The 15,785-nt window shown below is 53.0% G+C and carries 15 protein-coding genes and 1 tRNA gene; 1 reads left to right on the top strand and 15 read right to left on the bottom strand.

The features are described from left to right. Position 1: 1 nt before the first annotated feature. The 6 genes from arnB to J5069_RS12040 all read right to left on the bottom strand — a co-directional run bounded on the left by arnB (position 2) and on the right by J5069_RS12040 (position 6,574). Complete coding sequence (gene arnB / locus J5069_RS12065; protein WP_264644111.1) at positions 2-1,141, bottom strand: UDP-4-amino-4-deoxy-L-arabinose aminotransferase; 1,140 nt, start codon at positions 1,139-1,141, stop codon at positions 2-4. 397 nt (positions 1,142-1,538) lie between these two features. Next, positions 1,539-2,081, bottom strand: a complete 543-nt coding sequence (gene napF / locus J5069_RS12060; RefSeq protein WP_264644110.1) for a ferredoxin-type protein NapF — start codon at positions 2,079-2,081, stop codon at positions 1,539-1,541. Further along, positions 2,081-2,674: a molecular chaperone gene (locus tag J5069_RS12055; RefSeq protein WP_264644109.1), complete on the bottom strand. Its 594-nt coding sequence runs from the start codon at positions 2,672-2,674 to the stop codon at positions 2,081-2,083. The genes napF and J5069_RS12055 overlap by 1 nt, the downstream gene beginning before the upstream one ends. A gap of 55 nt (positions 2,675-2,729) precedes the next feature. Further along, positions 2,730-3,506: a dimethyl sulfoxide reductase anchor subunit family protein gene (locus J5069_RS12050; protein ID WP_264644108.1), complete on the bottom strand. Its 777-nt coding sequence runs from the start codon at positions 3,504-3,506 to the stop codon at positions 2,730-2,732. Next, positions 3,499-4,125 (bottom strand): DMSO/selenate family reductase complex B subunit, encoded by a 627-nt coding sequence (locus J5069_RS12045; RefSeq protein WP_264644107.1) that lies wholly within the window; start codon positions 4,123-4,125, stop codon positions 3,499-3,501. Before J5069_RS12045 ends, J5069_RS12050 begins: the two co-directional genes overlap by 8 nt. 13 nt (positions 4,126-4,138) lie before the next feature. Then, complete coding sequence (locus J5069_RS12040) at positions 4,139-6,574, bottom strand: DMSO/selenate family reductase complex A subunit (RefSeq protein ID WP_264644106.1); 2,436 nt, start codon at positions 6,572-6,574, stop codon at positions 4,139-4,141. 447 nt (positions 6,575-7,021) lie between these two features. On the opposite strand from J5069_RS12040, the gene J5069_RS12035 reads away from it, so the two are divergent. Continuing rightward, the gene (locus J5069_RS12035; RefSeq protein ID WP_264644105.1) at positions 7,022-7,306 is read left to right on the top strand and encodes a HigA family addiction module antitoxin; all 285 of its coding nucleotides are present in this window, start codon (positions 7,022-7,024) and stop codon (positions 7,304-7,306) included. A 102-nt stretch (positions 7,307-7,408) separates the two neighbouring features. Here the strand turns inward: J5069_RS12035 and J5069_RS12030 are convergent, their stop codons facing one another. From J5069_RS12030 to recJ, 9 genes are all read right to left on the bottom strand, one after another. Then, a complete protein-coding gene (locus J5069_RS12030; RefSeq protein ID WP_264644104.1) occupies positions 7,409-7,618 on the bottom strand; it encodes a hypothetical protein in 210 nt (69 codons plus the stop codon). A gap of 468 nt (positions 7,619-8,086) precedes the next feature. Continuing rightward, complete coding sequence (locus J5069_RS12025; RefSeq protein WP_264644103.1) at positions 8,087-8,974, bottom strand: hypothetical protein; 888 nt, start codon at positions 8,972-8,974, stop codon at positions 8,087-8,089. Positions 8,975-8,976: 2 nt separating this feature from the next. Continuing rightward, entirely contained in the window at positions 8,977-9,186 is a 210-nt protein-coding gene (locus J5069_RS12020; protein WP_264628203.1) for a hypothetical protein, read from the bottom strand. A gap of 229 nt (positions 9,187-9,415) precedes the next feature. Continuing rightward, a tRNA-Gly gene (locus tag J5069_RS12015) sits at positions 9,416-9,489 on the bottom strand. A gap of 82 nt (positions 9,490-9,571) precedes the next feature. Next, positions 9,572-10,255: a LysE family translocator gene (locus J5069_RS12010; protein ID WP_264644102.1), complete on the bottom strand. Its 684-nt coding sequence runs from the start codon at positions 10,253-10,255 to the stop codon at positions 9,572-9,574. Positions 10,256-10,322: 67 nt separating this feature from the next. Then, a complete protein-coding gene (locus tag J5069_RS12005) occupies positions 10,323-11,090 on the bottom strand; it encodes an AraC family transcriptional regulator (RefSeq protein ID WP_264644101.1) in 768 nt (255 codons plus the stop codon). A gap of 140 nt (positions 11,091-11,230) precedes the next feature. Next, the gene (lysS, locus tag J5069_RS12000) at positions 11,231-12,748 is read right to left on the bottom strand and encodes a lysine--tRNA ligase (protein ID WP_264644100.1); all 1,518 of its coding nucleotides are present in this window, start codon (positions 12,746-12,748) and stop codon (positions 11,231-11,233) included. A gap of 8 nt (positions 12,749-12,756) precedes the next feature. Further along, positions 12,757-13,855 (bottom strand): peptide chain release factor 2 gene (gene prfB, locus J5069_RS11995; protein ID WP_222159568.1). Its coding sequence is split into 2 segments (ribosomal slippage): positions 12,757-13,779 and positions 13,781-13,855, totalling 1,098 coding nucleotides; the frame shifts between segments, so codons are not numbered across the junction. 124 nt (positions 13,856-13,979) lie between these two features. Further along, positions 13,980-15,713: a single-stranded-DNA-specific exonuclease RecJ gene (gene recJ / locus J5069_RS11990; protein WP_264644099.1), complete on the bottom strand. Its 1,734-nt coding sequence runs from the start codon at positions 15,711-15,713 to the stop codon at positions 13,980-13,982. Positions 15,714-15,785 lie beyond the last annotated feature (72 nt).

Below are 15,785 nucleotides of genomic sequence, written 5' to 3'. Positions count from 1 at the left end.
ATCAACCGCGGGCAAGTTTGCGCAGCGCATCGATAACGCGTGATGTGTCGTCATGGGTCATATCCGGAAACAGGGGAATGGATAACAGGCGCTCGCTGTTCCATTCCGTATGAGGAAGTTCAAGTGCGGGAAAACGCTCACGGTAATACTTCTGGGTATGGACCGCGCGAAAATGCAGACCGGTGCCAATCCCTTGTGCTTGCAGCGCGGCCATTAACGCATCGCGTGAAATACCGCAGCGTTCAGCATCCACACGCAAAATAAACAGATGCCAGGCGTGGTGATGCGGCCATTCAGGCAGGCGTAGCGGCAGCAGTGGCGTATCGGCAAGCTCAGATAAATAGCGCTGCGCAATCTCCTGACGCCGTTGGTTAACGTGCGCCAGCTTGCCAAATTGCACTAACGCAATGGCAGCATGAATATCACTGAGATTGTATTTGTAGCCCGGCGTTATTACTTCTGCCTGGGGTGCACGTCCCTGTGCAAGTCTGTCGTAAGCATTCACGCCCAGGCCGTGAAATTTAAGACTACGGATACGCTCGGCAAGCTGGTCATCATCCGTGACCACCAGTCCGCCCTCAGCGCTGGTCATATTTTTGATGGCATGAAAGGAGAAAATCGCGGTGCCTTGCGCCCCAACGGGGGCGCCGCGATACTCAGCCCCAACGGCATGAGCGGCATCTTCAATAACGGGAATGCCGTGACGATGACCAATAGCGCGAATCCCATCCATATCGGCCGGCGCACCAGCATAATGCACCGGAATAATGGCACGCGTACGCGGCGTGATAGCGGCAGCAATGGCCTCCGGCGTAACCATCAGCGTATCGCGATCGACGTCCACCATCACCGGCACAGCACCGAGCAAGACAATCATGTTGAGGGTAGAAACCCAGGTCAGCGAGGGGGTAATGACTTCATCGCCAGGGGAGATATCCAGCGCCATCAAGGTTACATGCATCCCGCCCGTCGCAGAACTGACAGCAATGGCGTGCTTGTTGCCGGTTAGCGAACAAAAAGCAGCTTCCAATTGCTGATTTTTTGGCCCTGAGGTGATCCACCCGGATAACATGACCGCATTCACGGCAGCAATCTCCTCCTCTCCCAGAGAGGGGCGAGAGAAAGGTAAAAAATCAAGCATGACAATATCCTGGTGATAAAATAATAAACGTAAAAAACATCATGATTTCACCGCCTTAATTTCTATTACTCCCTGAAAGGAAATAAGAAAAAAGTTGGCTGGTAAATATAGTCGAGCCCTGTTTTTTAACCATTACAAATAATGATACAGGTACGCATTACTAAAATAACTCAGATGAACACCCTAAACACGTCTCATCCGAACTGTGTTTAAAATACGTTTAATAAAGCGATTAAATTAAAAGTTCAATCGTCTCTTCTTATTTTATATATTCATTGAGGTTTTATTTAAAAAACAATAATAGCCATTGACGTCACAATAACATCACGTTCAAAAATAAAAATCACATTACCACTGCGTAAATGATTGTAGGGCGGGGTCGATATTGAGGTGTTATTTAAGCGAAAGGCGTCAGCGAAATTGCCTGAATTTCACATTGAATCAAGCACTCTCCACAGCCATGACAACGCGTGCTGTCCACATCAGGCAACCCACGCTCACTGAGGGAAAGCGCCTGACTTGGGCAGGTATCGATGCAACTGCGGCAATGACGTTGCTGACTGATGCAGGTGGCACCGATCGCCGGACGTAATCCGGTATCAAAGTGTGCCTGTGGCAATAGCGCCCCCGAGGGGCAGTGCGAAATACATGTCTGACAGCCATCGCAGCTGGCGTACTCGATAGCCAACTGCGGATAACCCTCGTCATTGACGATCAACACGCCCATCGGGCAAGCGTTAACGCACTGCTGGCAACGATTGCACTGTTGATAAAACTGCGGTGCAGGCAGCGCACCGGGAGGAAGTGGCGCACGCGGTTGGGCGCGATCGGGTAGCGACTCTCGCGGATGCGAAGCGTTAAGAAAGGCGCGGAATAACCCGCGCCGACTGACGTAGCGATGAGACAAATACCCGCGATAGTAGCGCTCATCCTTTTCCATCAGAAAAACATCCGTGGCGTTTCGGGCTGCAACCCATAATGACGCTGCATGCCCCGTAGCAGCAATCGGGTTACCGCTGCCAGTTGGGCATAGAACGGGCTGTGAGGATTTTGCTGTAAGCGTTCCAGATAGCGATCGCTCCAGGGCAGCAAATACGTTTCCAGCAGCGTGTGTGCCGCCTGCTCTTTCTCTTGTTCCAACAGTGCCGCGAACGCCAGCAGCATCAACCCGAACTGATCCTCAGGCTCCTGCTGCACACCGGTAAACGACAGCCCGTGCTGGTGCAGAAAAGCACGATAACGCACCGTACTTTCTCCCATTAGCAGGTTGTCGTTTTCCAGATAAACCGACGCCCAAGGCGGTGCAAACATCTCTCCCTGCCCTTCGAACAGCACCGAGTGTTGCCAGATAAACGCTTCTGCATCAGGCACCGGCCAGCGCTGACACAGCGCTTCCATTTCGGTGCGTTCTGCCCAGGGACACAGCGCAGGCAGCGCAGATAAGCTCGCAACGATCGCCTGCACATCGGGGTGTGTCGGCGGGTAGTAAAAGAGTGCGCCTAAAAAACGCGGCAACACGGCAATAGATGACATCGGGCTCTCCCCTTAGGATGCCGCCCTGGGCAATAGCTTGCAGGGCGGCACGGCATTACATCGGCAACGTCCACAGGTTGTAGAACGCGACACGGCCCGCCAGCTCAGCGACAATCACCACCAGCGCAGTGGCCGCCAGCAGTGAGCGTCCGGTTTTATAACGGACATGCACCATCGCCCCGACTACCCCCACGGCGAGCAGAACTGCTTGCGCACTGAACCAGGCAAGCTGTGCACTGGTTAGCGCACTGTCTGCGCTCATCAAGGTTGCCATGTAGCCCGGACGCAGGCAGAAGCTCACCAGCGTCGCCAATACGCTCACGGCCAGCCCAATCCGGCGCGCACCCAATACCGCCGCCAGCGCACCGCCACCAATCATTGGCGTCAACAGCATCATCAACAGCGTGTAGCTGGTGTTCCAGGTCGCTACTGTCGGCAACTGATAAATGCGCGGGATAGCCAACAAGAACAGCACCCCCACCACGGCGGCAATCCAGGTCAGCGCGCTGAACAGGCGCTGTGCGCCGCGATTAAGCAGCAACCCCAGCGCCCCGAGGCCGCCGAACGCGCAAAACAGCGACGAAAGCACGATTTCGTTGCTCATCGGCGAGTGCCCGGCGCGCAGCAGCACGTTCATGGCACGCAGTGGCTGCCCGAGATGCAGCCCCGCAATCGGCAAGGCCAGACCAAACAGACACATTGCAGCAAACAGCCCAATCGCTAACGGCCGCGCCTCCAGCTGTTTTAACGTCCCCGCCACCAACAGCAGAATAAACGCCCCCACCGCACTCTGCGTAAGCACGGTAAAAAACACCAAAGGCAACTCATGCATGGCGCACCTCCTGCAAGTTTTGAATAGCACCGTCTTTATCGCCGCTCGGCCGCGCTTTCGGGTGCGGTTTGACGATCAGATTCGGGTGCGTCAGCGACGCAGAAGGCAACGGTGCGATCTGGTTTTCAGTACCGTATTTGGCACGCAGTTCATCAATGGGCCCAAAATCCAGCGCGCGCTGCGGACAGGAATCGACACAGATCGGGCGCAGATTTTTCTGTAATCGATCCAGACAGCCGTCACATTTGCGCATCACCTTGGCGTGCGCATCAAACTGCGGCGCACCGTAGGGGCAACGCATCTCACAGTAACGGCAGCCAACGCACACGTTCTCATCCACCAGCACCAACCCATCTTCTTTGCGCTTGTGCATGGCACCGGTCGGACAACCGGCCACACAGGTCGGATCGTCACAGTGGTTACAGGCGATCGACAGGTAGTAACTGTAGGTGTCGTTTTGCCAGGACTCGCCCTCTTTCACCCAACTGCCGCCGCCGTATTCATAGACCCGGCGCAGCTTCGGCCCAAGATCCAGATCTTTATTATCCTTACAGCTGACCTGACAGGTTTTGCAGCCCGAGCAGCGCGAGGAGTCAACGTAAAAGCCATATTGTGTCATCAGTCATATCCCCTTAAGCGCGCTGAATCTCAACCAGGTTGGTATGTTGCGGATTGCCTTTCGCCAGCGGCGAAGGATCCTGGGACGTCAGGGTGTTGATGCACCCGCCAACATCGACACCCGCGCTGTCAAGGCGTGTCCAGGCCCCTTGCGGCATAGCGGCGACGCCCGGGAGAATGCGGGGAGTGACCTTGCAGGGAATTTCCACCACACCGCGATCGTTAAATACACGCACGCGATCGCCAGATTTCAGTTGGCGCGCGGCCGCATCGATCGGGTTGATCCAGACTTCATCCGGTGCCGCTTCATGCAGGAATTGCACGTTACTGTAGGTAGAGTGGGTGTGGCCCTTGGTATGGAACCCACTAAGTTGCAGCGGATATTTGGCCGTCATGGTTTTATTGAGATGAGATTCACGCACCACGCAAAACTCAGGGATCGCCGGAATACGATCGCCTTCGGGTAGCGTCCAGGTTTGAGCCAGTTTGGCTAGCGCTTCGGAATAGATCTCGATCTTGCCTGACGGTGTTTTCAGCGGATTGGCCTGCGGATCAGCCCGGAAATCCAGAAAAGCGATGCTCTGTTTTTCCGTCGCGATCTGTTGATCGATAACGCCCTTTTCTTTTGCAACCGACCATTCTGGCAAGTAAGTGCGTTTCTCTTTCACCTGCTGGTAATGTTTTTCTACCCACTGCGCCTGCGTGCGGCCTTCGGTGAATTGCGCTTTCAGTCCAAGATGACCGGCGATATCGGCACAGATATCATAGGTGCTACGCACTTCCCACATCGGCGTGATGGTTTTCTGGATAGCGATCATGTAGTTGTGCGAGCCCGTTGAATACGAGCTATCAACCAGATCTTCCGCTTCCAGATAGCTGGTTTCCGGCAACAGGATATCGGCGAACTTGGCGCTGGGTGTGATGTGGTTATCAATCACCACGATGGTTTCACACAAGGTGTCATCCGCCAGAATTTTACGCGTGCGGTTGATATCACCGTGTTGGTTCAACAGCGCCTGCCCTGCCTGATTGACCACCATCTTAATGCCGACGCGCAGCTTATCTGCGCCTTTCACGCCCATGGTAGTGGCGGTCATTTTTTCGGGATTAAGAATGGCATCCGTCCAGAGGTAACAAGGGATCGAGGTTTTGATCGGGTTGCTGCCCACCGGCAAGGTTGGAACACCGTAAGGTGTGCCATAAGGCCAGTTACCGTTGTTGGTGCCCTGCAAGCCAAAGTGACCGGTGAGCGCTGGCAACGTCTGGATAGCGCGCACGGTTTGCTCGCCGTTGGCGTGGCGCTGCGGCCCCCAGCCCTGACCGATATAGCAGGCACGTGCGCCCGCGATTTCCCGTGCCAATTGGCGAATGCGCACCGCCGGAATGCCCGTGACGTTCGCCGCCCATTCCGGCGTTTTGGCAATGCCATCTGGCCCGGTTCCCAGAATATAATCCTTGTAGCTGGCATTCGGTGCCGCAGACGCGGGCAACGTGCTGGCATCAAACCCGACGCTGTAACGGTTGACCAACGCTTCATCGATCAGGTTTTCGCTAATCAGGGTGTGAGCCAACCCCGCGACCAACGCCGCATCGGTGGTCGGGCGAATCGCCAGCCATTCTGCATGCTCGGTGATGACGGAATCGGTGTAACGCGGATCGATGATCACCACGCGAGCCTGAGATTTTTCTAACGCACGGCGCAACTCTTCCACCTGTCCGCCGCCGGACATACGGGTTTCCGACAGATTGAGGCCAAAAAACACCACCAGATCGGAATGAGCAATTTGCGTAAAGTGGCTGCCGACATAGGTGCCGTGCGTGTACGGCGTGGCGGTGGCGATTTGCGCGGTAGAGTAGGTGTTGTGATAGTTCAGGTAGCCGCCCGTCAGGTTCAGCAGGCGTTTCCACGCGTGCGTTCCCTGATTGTGGTAATAGGCACCGGATTGATAGTTGTAGTAGATCGCCTCGTTGCCATATTTCTCAGCAATGCGCTTCATTTCCGAGGCGACAAACGCGGTCGCCTCTTCCCAACTGATGCGTTTGAATTTGCCTTCACCGCGTTTACCGACACGCTTCATCGGGTATTTAATACGGTCCGGGCTGTAAACACGCCAGCGGTTAGAACGCCCGCGCAGGCAAGGGCGAATCTGATGTTCACCGAACACGCTGTCATCTTTGGCATCTTCCGGCTCGATACGCACGATGCGATCGTCCTTCACAATCACCTTCAGAGGGCAGCGACTGCCGCAGTTAACCAAACACGCACTGTGACGAACGGTTTCATTGCCATTCACCACACCGGTTGGCGTCACCGACGGTTGAGCATTGGCAGAAAACGGCAAGGTGATGGCACTGGTAATCGCCACCGCCGAACCGATCTTGGCGGCATCGATCACCGCGTCCCGACGAGATATTTCCTGGTGTAAAAGGTCTTCAATAATTTTCTTCATGATTATTATCCCACTTTGCTTACCCTGCTAACCATAAAGGCTTGCTAATAATGTGGGATTGATATCGATCAAGCGGGTAAGGCCTATTACCCCTAAAAGGGTAGAAATGTGATCGTGACAAGGCGTTATTTACTTAAATACATAGAGATTTTGGTGTTAAATGCTGCATTTTTGTAAAAACGCAGGTAATGATAATGATATTTATTGCCATTTATGAATAGTATTTCATCTATATATAAGTAAGTGAAAATATCACGACACAGGATTTGTAAAAAATATTTACCTTGAAGAACAAAAAATAGCCTATTAATTATTTATATATAAAATCAATAAGTTAAATAAAACCAATCTCAAACCCCGTCTCTGTCAATAAACAATGATATGTTCCTCATTAGGGAACACTGGTTATACTGTTCCCCTAATGAGGAACATGTGAAGGTATATGACATGGTTATGGCTAACCCCGCCCGCCCCGGCGACGTTATCGGGGAAATACTGGAAGATATGCACATCAGCCTGCGGCAATTCGCTAAAGCAATGGATATCGCCCCCTCTACAGCCAGCCGTCTGCTTTCCGGTCATACATCGGTTACACCTGAAATGGCGTTACGCCTGTCTGTTGTTGTCGGTAGCACACCGGAAACCTGGCTAAAAATTCAGGCAAACTACAGCCTGCACGAAGCAAAAAAAACCTTCGACTTGAGCCACCTGCATAAACTGTCTTTTGCGTAATAGTAAAAAATGTTGAGGCATAGAGGGCCAAGTAGGGCGATATATTGACTATCAGCTCCATGTTCCCGAGACGAACTTTTTGAATATCGATTAACAGACACTTCACGGTGCTACACACAACCACAGCGTTAGTGGTACTCCCCCCGCCGCTACCGGATGGTGAAAGGTGCGATATAGGCAATCCAGTTGTTCAGACAGGATAAACGCCAGAATGTCTGTCGCCTCAGACGGCTCCAGCTCAACCATTGCATACGCCAGCGCGCGACACTGATCGATAATCTCCTCCACGTCCAACGGTGTATTATCAAACATGGGGCACCGCCTTAGAGAGCAGTTGGCAACGCGTTAACGCCTTATCCTGCGGGGAGCCTCGATAAATACAGTACTGATATTTGAGGCGAGTTTGGGCTGACTGTGCGTCAGCCATGGTGTTACGTTCAGATTGGGGAAATACACCCTCTTATTCGAAAGTGAAGCCGGTTGCAGAGGTGACCATTGAAAGAGACGGGCAATCAATCCCAGTTAACCAAGCATCGCTTTGGAATGACCTCAAAAATGTAAATGTGAACTTCTCGCAACGAGCAGTAGAGTTTTTTATTGAAAAGATAAGTCAAAAAAACCAATGTCACCCAATTTAATTGCTGAGCATGATAAAACGTTACATTGGTTTAGTGACGGCAGCGAGAGTGTTATAGAGTAAGCGCTGATTATGCATAAACGGCTTGGGTATAGTGCGTAGGATGATAGGTACTAATTAAATTCATTTATGCATACCACAACTCACAAAGAAGTTCGTGATGCGAGTTCACTCGGTTTATTCGGCCTTCGGTAAATATTTCTTCCGTTTTTCGTAACGCCAATAACATGGCCTCTGCTTTCAATTTTGTTGTTAGTCGCTTGATACACCTGAAAATCAAACCATGATATATAACTGATTTCATCAATGGATATCATAATTTCAAGACCTTGTACTTTCCTCTTACTGACGCCCTGTACCGCAGCATTCCTTTTAACCTGTATTTCACCGGGGTAAGCGTTAGTAAAAGTAACTGATAAATTCTCTTTGTGCCGGTACCCTGACATTAGCGGAACGAATGAAATATGCTGATGTGGTCCCTGATTTTCCGTTGGCTCGCCAGCTCCATTGATTAAACCAACATATACTTTGTTTGATGAAAGCGTGAGCAACATTGGCCTTTTCGGTACTGATTCAATGGCATCCAGTAAAAGTATATCACGTGAACCCTGAGAGTATGTTTTTCGTAATACTCGCGCTCTCATTGCCTGAGTTATATCGTTATAAACTTCGCGTTTGTAATAGCAACCACGTATGAAGTCCTTAACCCAAACGACCGAAACATAAAGCAAAGAAAAACATATTGATGTGGCTGATAATAAAATTAACCACATATAAACCCTGTCTATCTCTGGTTTAGATGTTACCTTAAAGATATTAATCATATCAGAAACAAGGCGGAAATCTGGGTAACAATATTTGACGCCTGCCGCGATGATAACTGCTGCAACCAAGCAGAATGTGCCCAGAGCAGCAACCTTCATATAGAGCAGTTGACCTTCATGACGATACAAGCGGAAATAGTGGTATTGATTAGCGGTTATCATAATATAGCCGCTAACCAAGATAGGGATAATTAACAAGGCCAGCAATACTATTTCCTTACAGTGGCAAGATCCTGTTTAACAATTGTAGCAGCAAGACGGCGCATCTCTTTAACCTCAGGAAGTTCAGATATCTGCTGAGATGAGATGTAAACCCCACCACGTTTGTCAACCTGTGCTGACGCCGTAACATCTGTGCTATTAGCCTGAGGATCGGAACAATTGTTACTCGTTTTTTTGCGAGAGAACCAAATTCCCATGTCATCCTCCTTAGCAAACATTGTGTTTACCTCTGGGGTAATCGTACTCAAAAATGAGCAATGATGCAAAATCAATCAGAATGATTTTGCGCGGCGGTTAGCGCATCCATACGCGAGTATCTGCCTTCGGCATGGTAGTCGGGAGTAGACGTCGAGATAATCAGTATTTAGTGAAAGGCTGCGGTATCCGGGTTTGGTTGACTTTACTGGACATCGTGAGAAGTGTGTTTGGAGCGAGTGAAGGGAATCGAACCCTCGTATAGAGCTTGGGAAGCTCTCGTTCTACCATTGAACTACACTCGCATCAGGTGTGCGTTGGGCATTATAGCGCTATCCGCTTGCCGGGCAAGCAAAAACCCGGCGAAAGTGGTGGCGTATTGAGCGATCAGTCAACGGTTGTCAGTGGGATCAGCAGCGTTTGGTAGCCGTGATAGATAACCTGCACGGAAAAATAGGCAAACAGCAGTGCCGAGATGACATAACAGTAAAAGGTCAACCGCCCTTGCAAGGCCTGTCGGCCATACTTGATCATGCCGGCCAGAAACAGCGTCCACAGCAATCCACCGATAAAGAAGCCACTGAGAAACACGCTCACCATCAGCGTTGAGCCGTCCGTTGATTGCGCGATAATCGAGCCGCCAATCGCCGCAAACCACAGCAGCGCGGTCGGTGATGCCAGCGCCATCCCCATCCCGCTCAGAAAATCGTAGCCGCGAAATCGTTTTGCCACCACCGGAACATCAGTCACATCGGCGTCCACGGGCGCTAACCGCTGCGTCTGATAATCACGCCAAGCCATGCGCGCCATGTTCCACGTCATCCACAGCAGAATCGCACCGCCGCCAATCCACAGCGCCCAGCGTACCGGCAGCGCGGTAAAGATCACCGCTAAGCCAAACGCAGAAAGTGCCGCGTAGACCAGATCGCCAAAACAGGAACCAAAGCCAATCATAAACGCGGCGCGCGGCCCGTCACGCATACCCCGGTTAATGATCGCCGTATTCACCATCCCCAAATCCAGGCACAGCGAGAGGGAAAGCAAAATGCCATTTAGCACCACTAACAACATAACCGCCACAGCTCCGCAGACATCAACAATAAACGCAAGTCTACGGGGTCGATGACAGGACGTATTGTCAGAAATTGATACGCTGAAAACGCCCCGGCGTCATGGCGTTAAAGCGGTTGAAGGTTTTGGTGAAGTGCGCCTGATCGGCAAAACCCAGACTAAGCGCAACCTCAGTGATGCTCATGCCCTGACGCAGCAGCTCACGGGCCTTGCTGATACGGCGTTGCATCAGCCAGGCCAACGGCGGCATACCGGCTTCCTGGTGAAAACTGCGCACCAGATGCGCCACGGTAATGTGCTCATCACGCGCCAACGCATCCAGATTGGGCGGCTCTGCGAGGCAATCGAGTAAACGCGCCTTGATGCGTTTGACTCTGCCGCCCTCGCTAACCATTTTTAACGGCACAGGGCTGCCCATGTCGTTGTCCATCAACGCGGCCAATAGCAGCACCAGCCGCTCCTGATACATCGCGCCATCGACCGGCTCATCGCTGGGGCTTGCCAATAGTTTCAACTGTTGCGCCAGAGCGGGAGCCTGTTGCACCCCTTGTGCAAACCGAAAGGTGCGACCAAAGAAATGCTCGAAAGCGCCGGGTTGTACGTAGAGCGAGGCACATTGCCAGCGCCCATCGCTGTTATCACCGCTTTGTAGCTGATGCGGATTGTAGGTGGTCACCATCTGGGGATCGACATCAAAGGTGTTGCCATCCAGCCAGACATGCTCCACGCCGTTGAGGTTGGCGCTAATCACATATTCATCATGGGTATGGCGTGGAAATCCGCCGGTATTTTCTAACAACGCCAGTTCAAACCAGCCATCACGATAGGTGATCATGGAGCCACTTCCCCCCGAAACAGAAGCGTGACGGTAGCATTTTTCTCTGTGGGTTTACCAGCATGACTCGTGGGATGATTAGGGATAAAAAAACCCCATGCAAGCATGGGGTTTATTACGCATCCGTCGTTCGAAGAAGCTTACTTCTGCGGACGCATCGCCGGGAACAGGATCACGTCACGAATGGTGTGGCTGTTGGTAAACAGCATCACCATACGGTCGATACCAATGCCCAGGCCCGCAGTTGGCGGCAGGCCGTGTTCCAGCGCGGTGACGTAGTCTTCGTCATAGAACATGGCTTCGTCGTCGCCCGCGTCTTTGGCGCGTACCTGATCGGCAAAGCGCTCTGCCTGATCTTCTGCGTCGTTCAACTCGGAGAAGCCGTTACCGATTTCACGTCCACCAATAAAGAACTCGAAACGATCGGTGATTTCCGGGTTGTCATCATTACGACGCGCCAGCGGTGAAACTTCCGCCGGATATTCAGTGATAAAGGTCGGTTGGATCAGATTCGCTTCTGCGGTTTCTTCAAAGATCTCGGTCACGATACGGCCCAGACCCCAGCCTTTCTCGATCTTGATTCCCAGAGATGTCGCGATGGCCGATGCTTTATCGAAATCGTCGAGATCCGCCACGTTGGTTTCCGGGCGATATTTACAGATCGCCTCGCGCATGGTCAGCTTCTCAAACGGTTTGCCAAAATCAAACGTCTGATCGCCGTAAGGCACCGTGGTGCTACCCAGCACGTCTTGCGTCAGGGTGCGGAACAGGCTCTCGGTCAACTCGATGAGATCTTTATAATCGGCATAGGCCATATAAAGTTCCATCATGGTGAATTCCGGGTTGTGACGCGGCGAAACCCCTTCGTTACGGAAGTTACGGTTAATTTCGAACACACGCTCAAAACCACCGACCACCAGACGCTTCAGGTACAGTTCCGGCGCAATACGCAGATACATGTCAATATCCAGCGCATTATGGTGAGTCACAAAAGGACGTGCGGAAGCACCACCGGGGATCACCTGCATCATCGGGGTTTCAACTTCCATAAACCCACGCTCCACCATGAAACGGCGGATACCGGACATGATCTGTGAACGCACGCGGAAGGTGTTGCGCGATTCGTCGTTGGCGATCAGATCCAGATAGCGTTGACGATAACGGGTTTCCTGATCCGCCAGACCGTGGAATTTGTCCGGCAGCGGGCGCAGCGCCTTGGTCAGCAGACGCAGTTCAGTACAATGGATGGAAAGCTCACCGGTCTTGGTTTTGAACACCTTGCCGCGCGCGCCCAGGATATCGCCCAGATCCCACTTTTTGAACTGTTCGTTATAGATGCCTTCCGCCAGATCGTCACGCGCCACGTACAGCTGAATGCGGCCACCCACATCCTGTAACGTCACGAACGAGGCTTTACCCATGATGCGGCGCGTCATCATACGACCCGCCACGGTCACTTCAATGCCCAGCGCTTCCAGCTCTTCGTTTTCTTTATCGTCGTAAGCGGCGTGCAGCGCATCAGAAGTGGAATCACGGCGGAAATCATTAGGAAAAGCGATGCCGTGCTCACGCAGCGCCGAGAGTTTTTCGCGGCGCGTTTTCAATTCGTTGTTCAGATCCAGCGCCTGATCGGCACCCTGTGATTGTGACTCAGCCATGTGACTTGTTATAACCCCGCTTTTAAACTTGCTTCAATAAATCGGTCCAGATCGCCATCCAGCACGGCCTGGGTATTACGCGTTTCCACCCCGGTGCGCAGGTCTTTGATTCGGGAATCATCCAGTACGTAGGAACGAATCTGGCTGCCCCAACCGATATCGGACTTGTTGTCTTCCAGCACCTGCTTCTCAGCGTTTTTCTTTTGCATCTCAAACTCGTACAGCTTCGCTTTCAGCTGTTTCATCGCTTGATCTTTGTTCTTATGCTGGGAACGGTCGTTCTGACACTGGGTAACAATGTTGGTGGGTAAGTGGGTAATACGCACCGCAGATTCGGTACGGTTAACGTGCTGTCCACCAGCACCGGAGGCGCGATACACATCAATTCGCAGATCTGCCGGGTTGATTTCGATATCAATATCGTCATCCACTTCCGGATAGACAAACGCGGAACTGAATGAGGTGTGACGGCGACCACCGGAGTCAAACGGGCTTTTACGCACCAAACGGTGCACCCCGGTTTCGGTACGCAACCAGCCAAACGCATAGTCACCGATAATCTTGATGGTGGCCGATTTGAGGCCCGCGACTTCCCCTTCAGACTCTTCAATCACTTCGGTCTTAAAGCCTTTGCTCTCGGCCCAACGCAGGTACATGCGCAGCAGCATGCTGGCCCAGTCTTGCGCTTCGGTCCCGCCGGAGCCGGATTGAATATCGAGGTAGCAGTCGGCGCTGTCGTATTCGCCGGAGAACATGCGGCGGAACTCAAGCTGTGCCAGCTTGGCTTCCAGCCCATCCACTTCGGTGATGGTGTCGTTAAACGTCTCTTCGTCGTCCTCTTCCACCGCCAGTTCGAGCAGGCCGGAAACGTCTTCCAGTCCCTGCGTCATCTGATCGATGGTATCGACGATCGCTTCCAGCGAGGAGCGCTCTTTACCCAGCGCTTGCGCACGCTCAGGCTCATTCCAGACGTCGGGCTGTTCCAGCTCGGCGTTTACTTCTTCCAGGCGTTCTTTCTTGGCATCGTAGTCAAAGATACCCCCTCAGAACAGCTGTCCGGTCAGACAGGTCCTGAATGCGGTTTTTTACCGGATTAATTTCAAACATGATTAGCGTCTTACGTTAGCCGTCAAGCGACGGAGAAAAATGGATATAAACCGGTTATTCTAGCGGAATACACCCCAGGTTTATAGCCGTCTGGCGCAATTTTCCCCATACGGACGATGACTCGCTACACCGGCCACAAATGCTGTATCAACAATTGCACGCTGCGTTTACCGCGAAACTCGTTAACTTCAAGGCGGTAGGCCAGTTCCGCCTCGCGAATGCTACTGTCGGGCCAGCAACGGGTATCCACGTTAAACGCGATACCGTCCAGCAGCGGCCCGCCGTTGACCGGCTCCAGCATCAGCTTCAGATGGCGCTCTTTCAACAGCTTCTGCTGCAAGATACGAAAACGCCCGTCAAACGTGGGTTCAGGAAACGCTTGTCCCCACGGCCCGGCATCGCGCAGCATCTCTGCCGTCACCAGATTCAGCTCGGTTTGTATCAGTTCGCCGTCCGACCAGATAACCCCTTCCAGATGTGATTCATCCAGCCACTCGCCGACCAGTTCACCAAAGCGCTCACGGAAAGTATCAAACAGATGTTCTTCCAGCGATAGCCCCGCCGCCATCGCGTGGCCGCCGAATTTAACCATCAGCCCCGGATAGCGGGTATCCAGTCGCTCCAGCGCATCGCGCAAGTGCAGACCGGGAATCGAACGACCAGAGCCTTTGAGTACCCCTTCGCCCGCCGGTGCAAACGCGATCACCGGGCGATGGAAACGCTCTTTAAGCCGCGATGCCAAAATACCGACCACGCCCTGATGCCATTCGGGATGATACATGGCGATCCCCAGCGGCAGTTGTTCAAGGCCGTGCTCCAGCTTTTCGCACAGTTGCATGGCTTCCGCCTGCATCTCTTGCTCGATTTCACGCCGCGCCAGATTGAGCGCATCCAGATCGCTGGCCTGCATCCGCGCGTCGACGATGTCATCACACAGCAGCAGCGCCACGCCAATCGACATATCATCCAAACGTCCTGCCGCATTGAGACGTGGCCCAATCGCAAAACCCAGATCGCTTGCCACCAGTTGGCTGGCATCGCGGTTGGCAATTTCCAGCAAGGCACGAATGCCAGGGCGACACTTGCCAGCACGAATACGATTCAACCCTTGCGACACCAGAATACGGTTGTTGGCATCGAGTGGCACCACGTCGGCCACCGTGCCTAACGCCACCAAATCGAGCAGTTCGGCCAGTTTCGGTTCCGCCAACCCTTTCAGGCTAAACCAGCCGCTGTCGCGCAGACGCACAAACAGCGCCATCATCAGGTAAAACGTCACACCAACGCCGGCCAGCGATTTGGAAGGAAAGGCGCAGTCGCGCAGATTGGGGTTAATCATGGCATCGGCGGCGGGCAGCGTTTCCCCCGGCAGGTGATGGTCGGTCACTAACACTTGAATACCGCGCTGATGCGCATCGTCAACCCCTGCGTGGGATGAAATGCCGTTATCCACCGTCAGGATCAGCTCTGCACCCAGCTTCTCTGCCTGCACCACCACTTCCGGGCTCAGGCCATAGCCATCTTCAAAACGGTTCGGTACCAGATAGGTCACCTGGCTACCGCCCATGCTGCGCAGCGCCAGCACGGCCAGTGCGGTACTGGTCGCGCCGTCGGCGTCAAAATCACCGACCACGACGATGCGCCGTTGTTCTGCCAGCGCCTGTTGCAACAACACCACCGCATCGTCAATGCCATCAAGCAGGCGATAATCAAGCAGGCCGCGCAGGCTGCGATCCAATTCCTGGCCCTCGGTGACGCCGCGCTGCGCATACAGCCGACGTAATAACGGAGGAAGCGTTGCGGGAAGCCCAGAGCCTTCCGCCAGCGGACGCCGGCGGAGTATGGTTTTTAATTCCACTTTATTTTCAATTCCACTGCATAACGGAGTGCATCACACGTTATCGCTTTTCAATGGGACAACCTGACTGCG

The sequence above is a fragment of the Candidatus Symbiopectobacterium sp. NZEC127 genome (genome assembly GCF_025962675.1).
Classification (GTDB): Bacteria; Pseudomonadota; Gammaproteobacteria; order Enterobacterales; family Enterobacteriaceae; genus Symbiopectobacterium.
The sequence above is the reverse complement of the archived record's forward strand: the minus strand, read 5'-3'. Positions and strand labels throughout refer to the sequence as shown.

Excerpts from the sequence above, each read along its gene's own strand:
- arnB (WP_264644111.1), bottom strand. The coding sequence starts at position 1,141 with ATGCTTGATTTTTTACCTTTCTCTCGCCCCTCTCTGGGAGAGGAGGAG.
- napF (WP_264644110.1), bottom strand. The coding sequence starts at position 2,081 with ATGGAAAAGGATGAGCGCTACTATCGCGGGTATTTGTCTCATCGCTAC.
- J5069_RS12055 (WP_264644109.1), bottom strand. The coding sequence starts at position 2,674 with ATGTCATCTATTGCCGTGTTGCCGCGTTTTTTAGGCGCACTCTTTTAC.
- J5069_RS12050 (WP_264644108.1), bottom strand. The coding sequence starts at position 3,506 with ATGCATGAGTTGCCTTTGGTGTTTTTTACCGTGCTTACGCAGAGTGCG.
- J5069_RS12045 (WP_264644107.1), bottom strand. The coding sequence starts at position 4,125 with ATGACACAATATGGCTTTTACGTTGACTCCTCGCGCTGCTCGGGCTGC.
- J5069_RS12040 (WP_264644106.1), bottom strand. The coding sequence starts at position 6,574 with ATGAAGAAAATTATTGAAGACCTTTTACACCAGGAAATATCTCGTCGG.
- J5069_RS12035 (WP_264644105.1), top strand. The coding sequence starts at position 7,022 with ATGGTTATGGCTAACCCCGCCCGCCCCGGCGACGTTATCGGGGAAATA.
- J5069_RS12030 (WP_264644104.1), bottom strand. The coding sequence starts at position 7,618 with ATGTTTGATAATACACCGTTGGACGTGGAGGAGATTATCGATCAGTGT.
- J5069_RS12020 (WP_264628203.1), bottom strand. The coding sequence starts at position 9,186 with ATGGGAATTTGGTTCTCTCGCAAAAAAACGAGTAACAATTGTTCCGAT.
- J5069_RS12010 (WP_264644102.1), bottom strand. The coding sequence starts at position 10,255 with ATGTTGTTAGTGGTGCTAAATGGCATTTTGCTTTCCCTCTCGCTGTGC.
- J5069_RS12005 (WP_264644101.1), bottom strand. The coding sequence starts at position 11,090 with ATGATCACCTATCGTGATGGCTGGTTTGAACTGGCGTTGTTAGAAAAT.
- lysS (WP_264644100.1), bottom strand. The coding sequence starts at position 12,748 with ATGGCTGAGTCACAATCACAGGGTGCCGATCAGGCGCTGGATCTGAAC.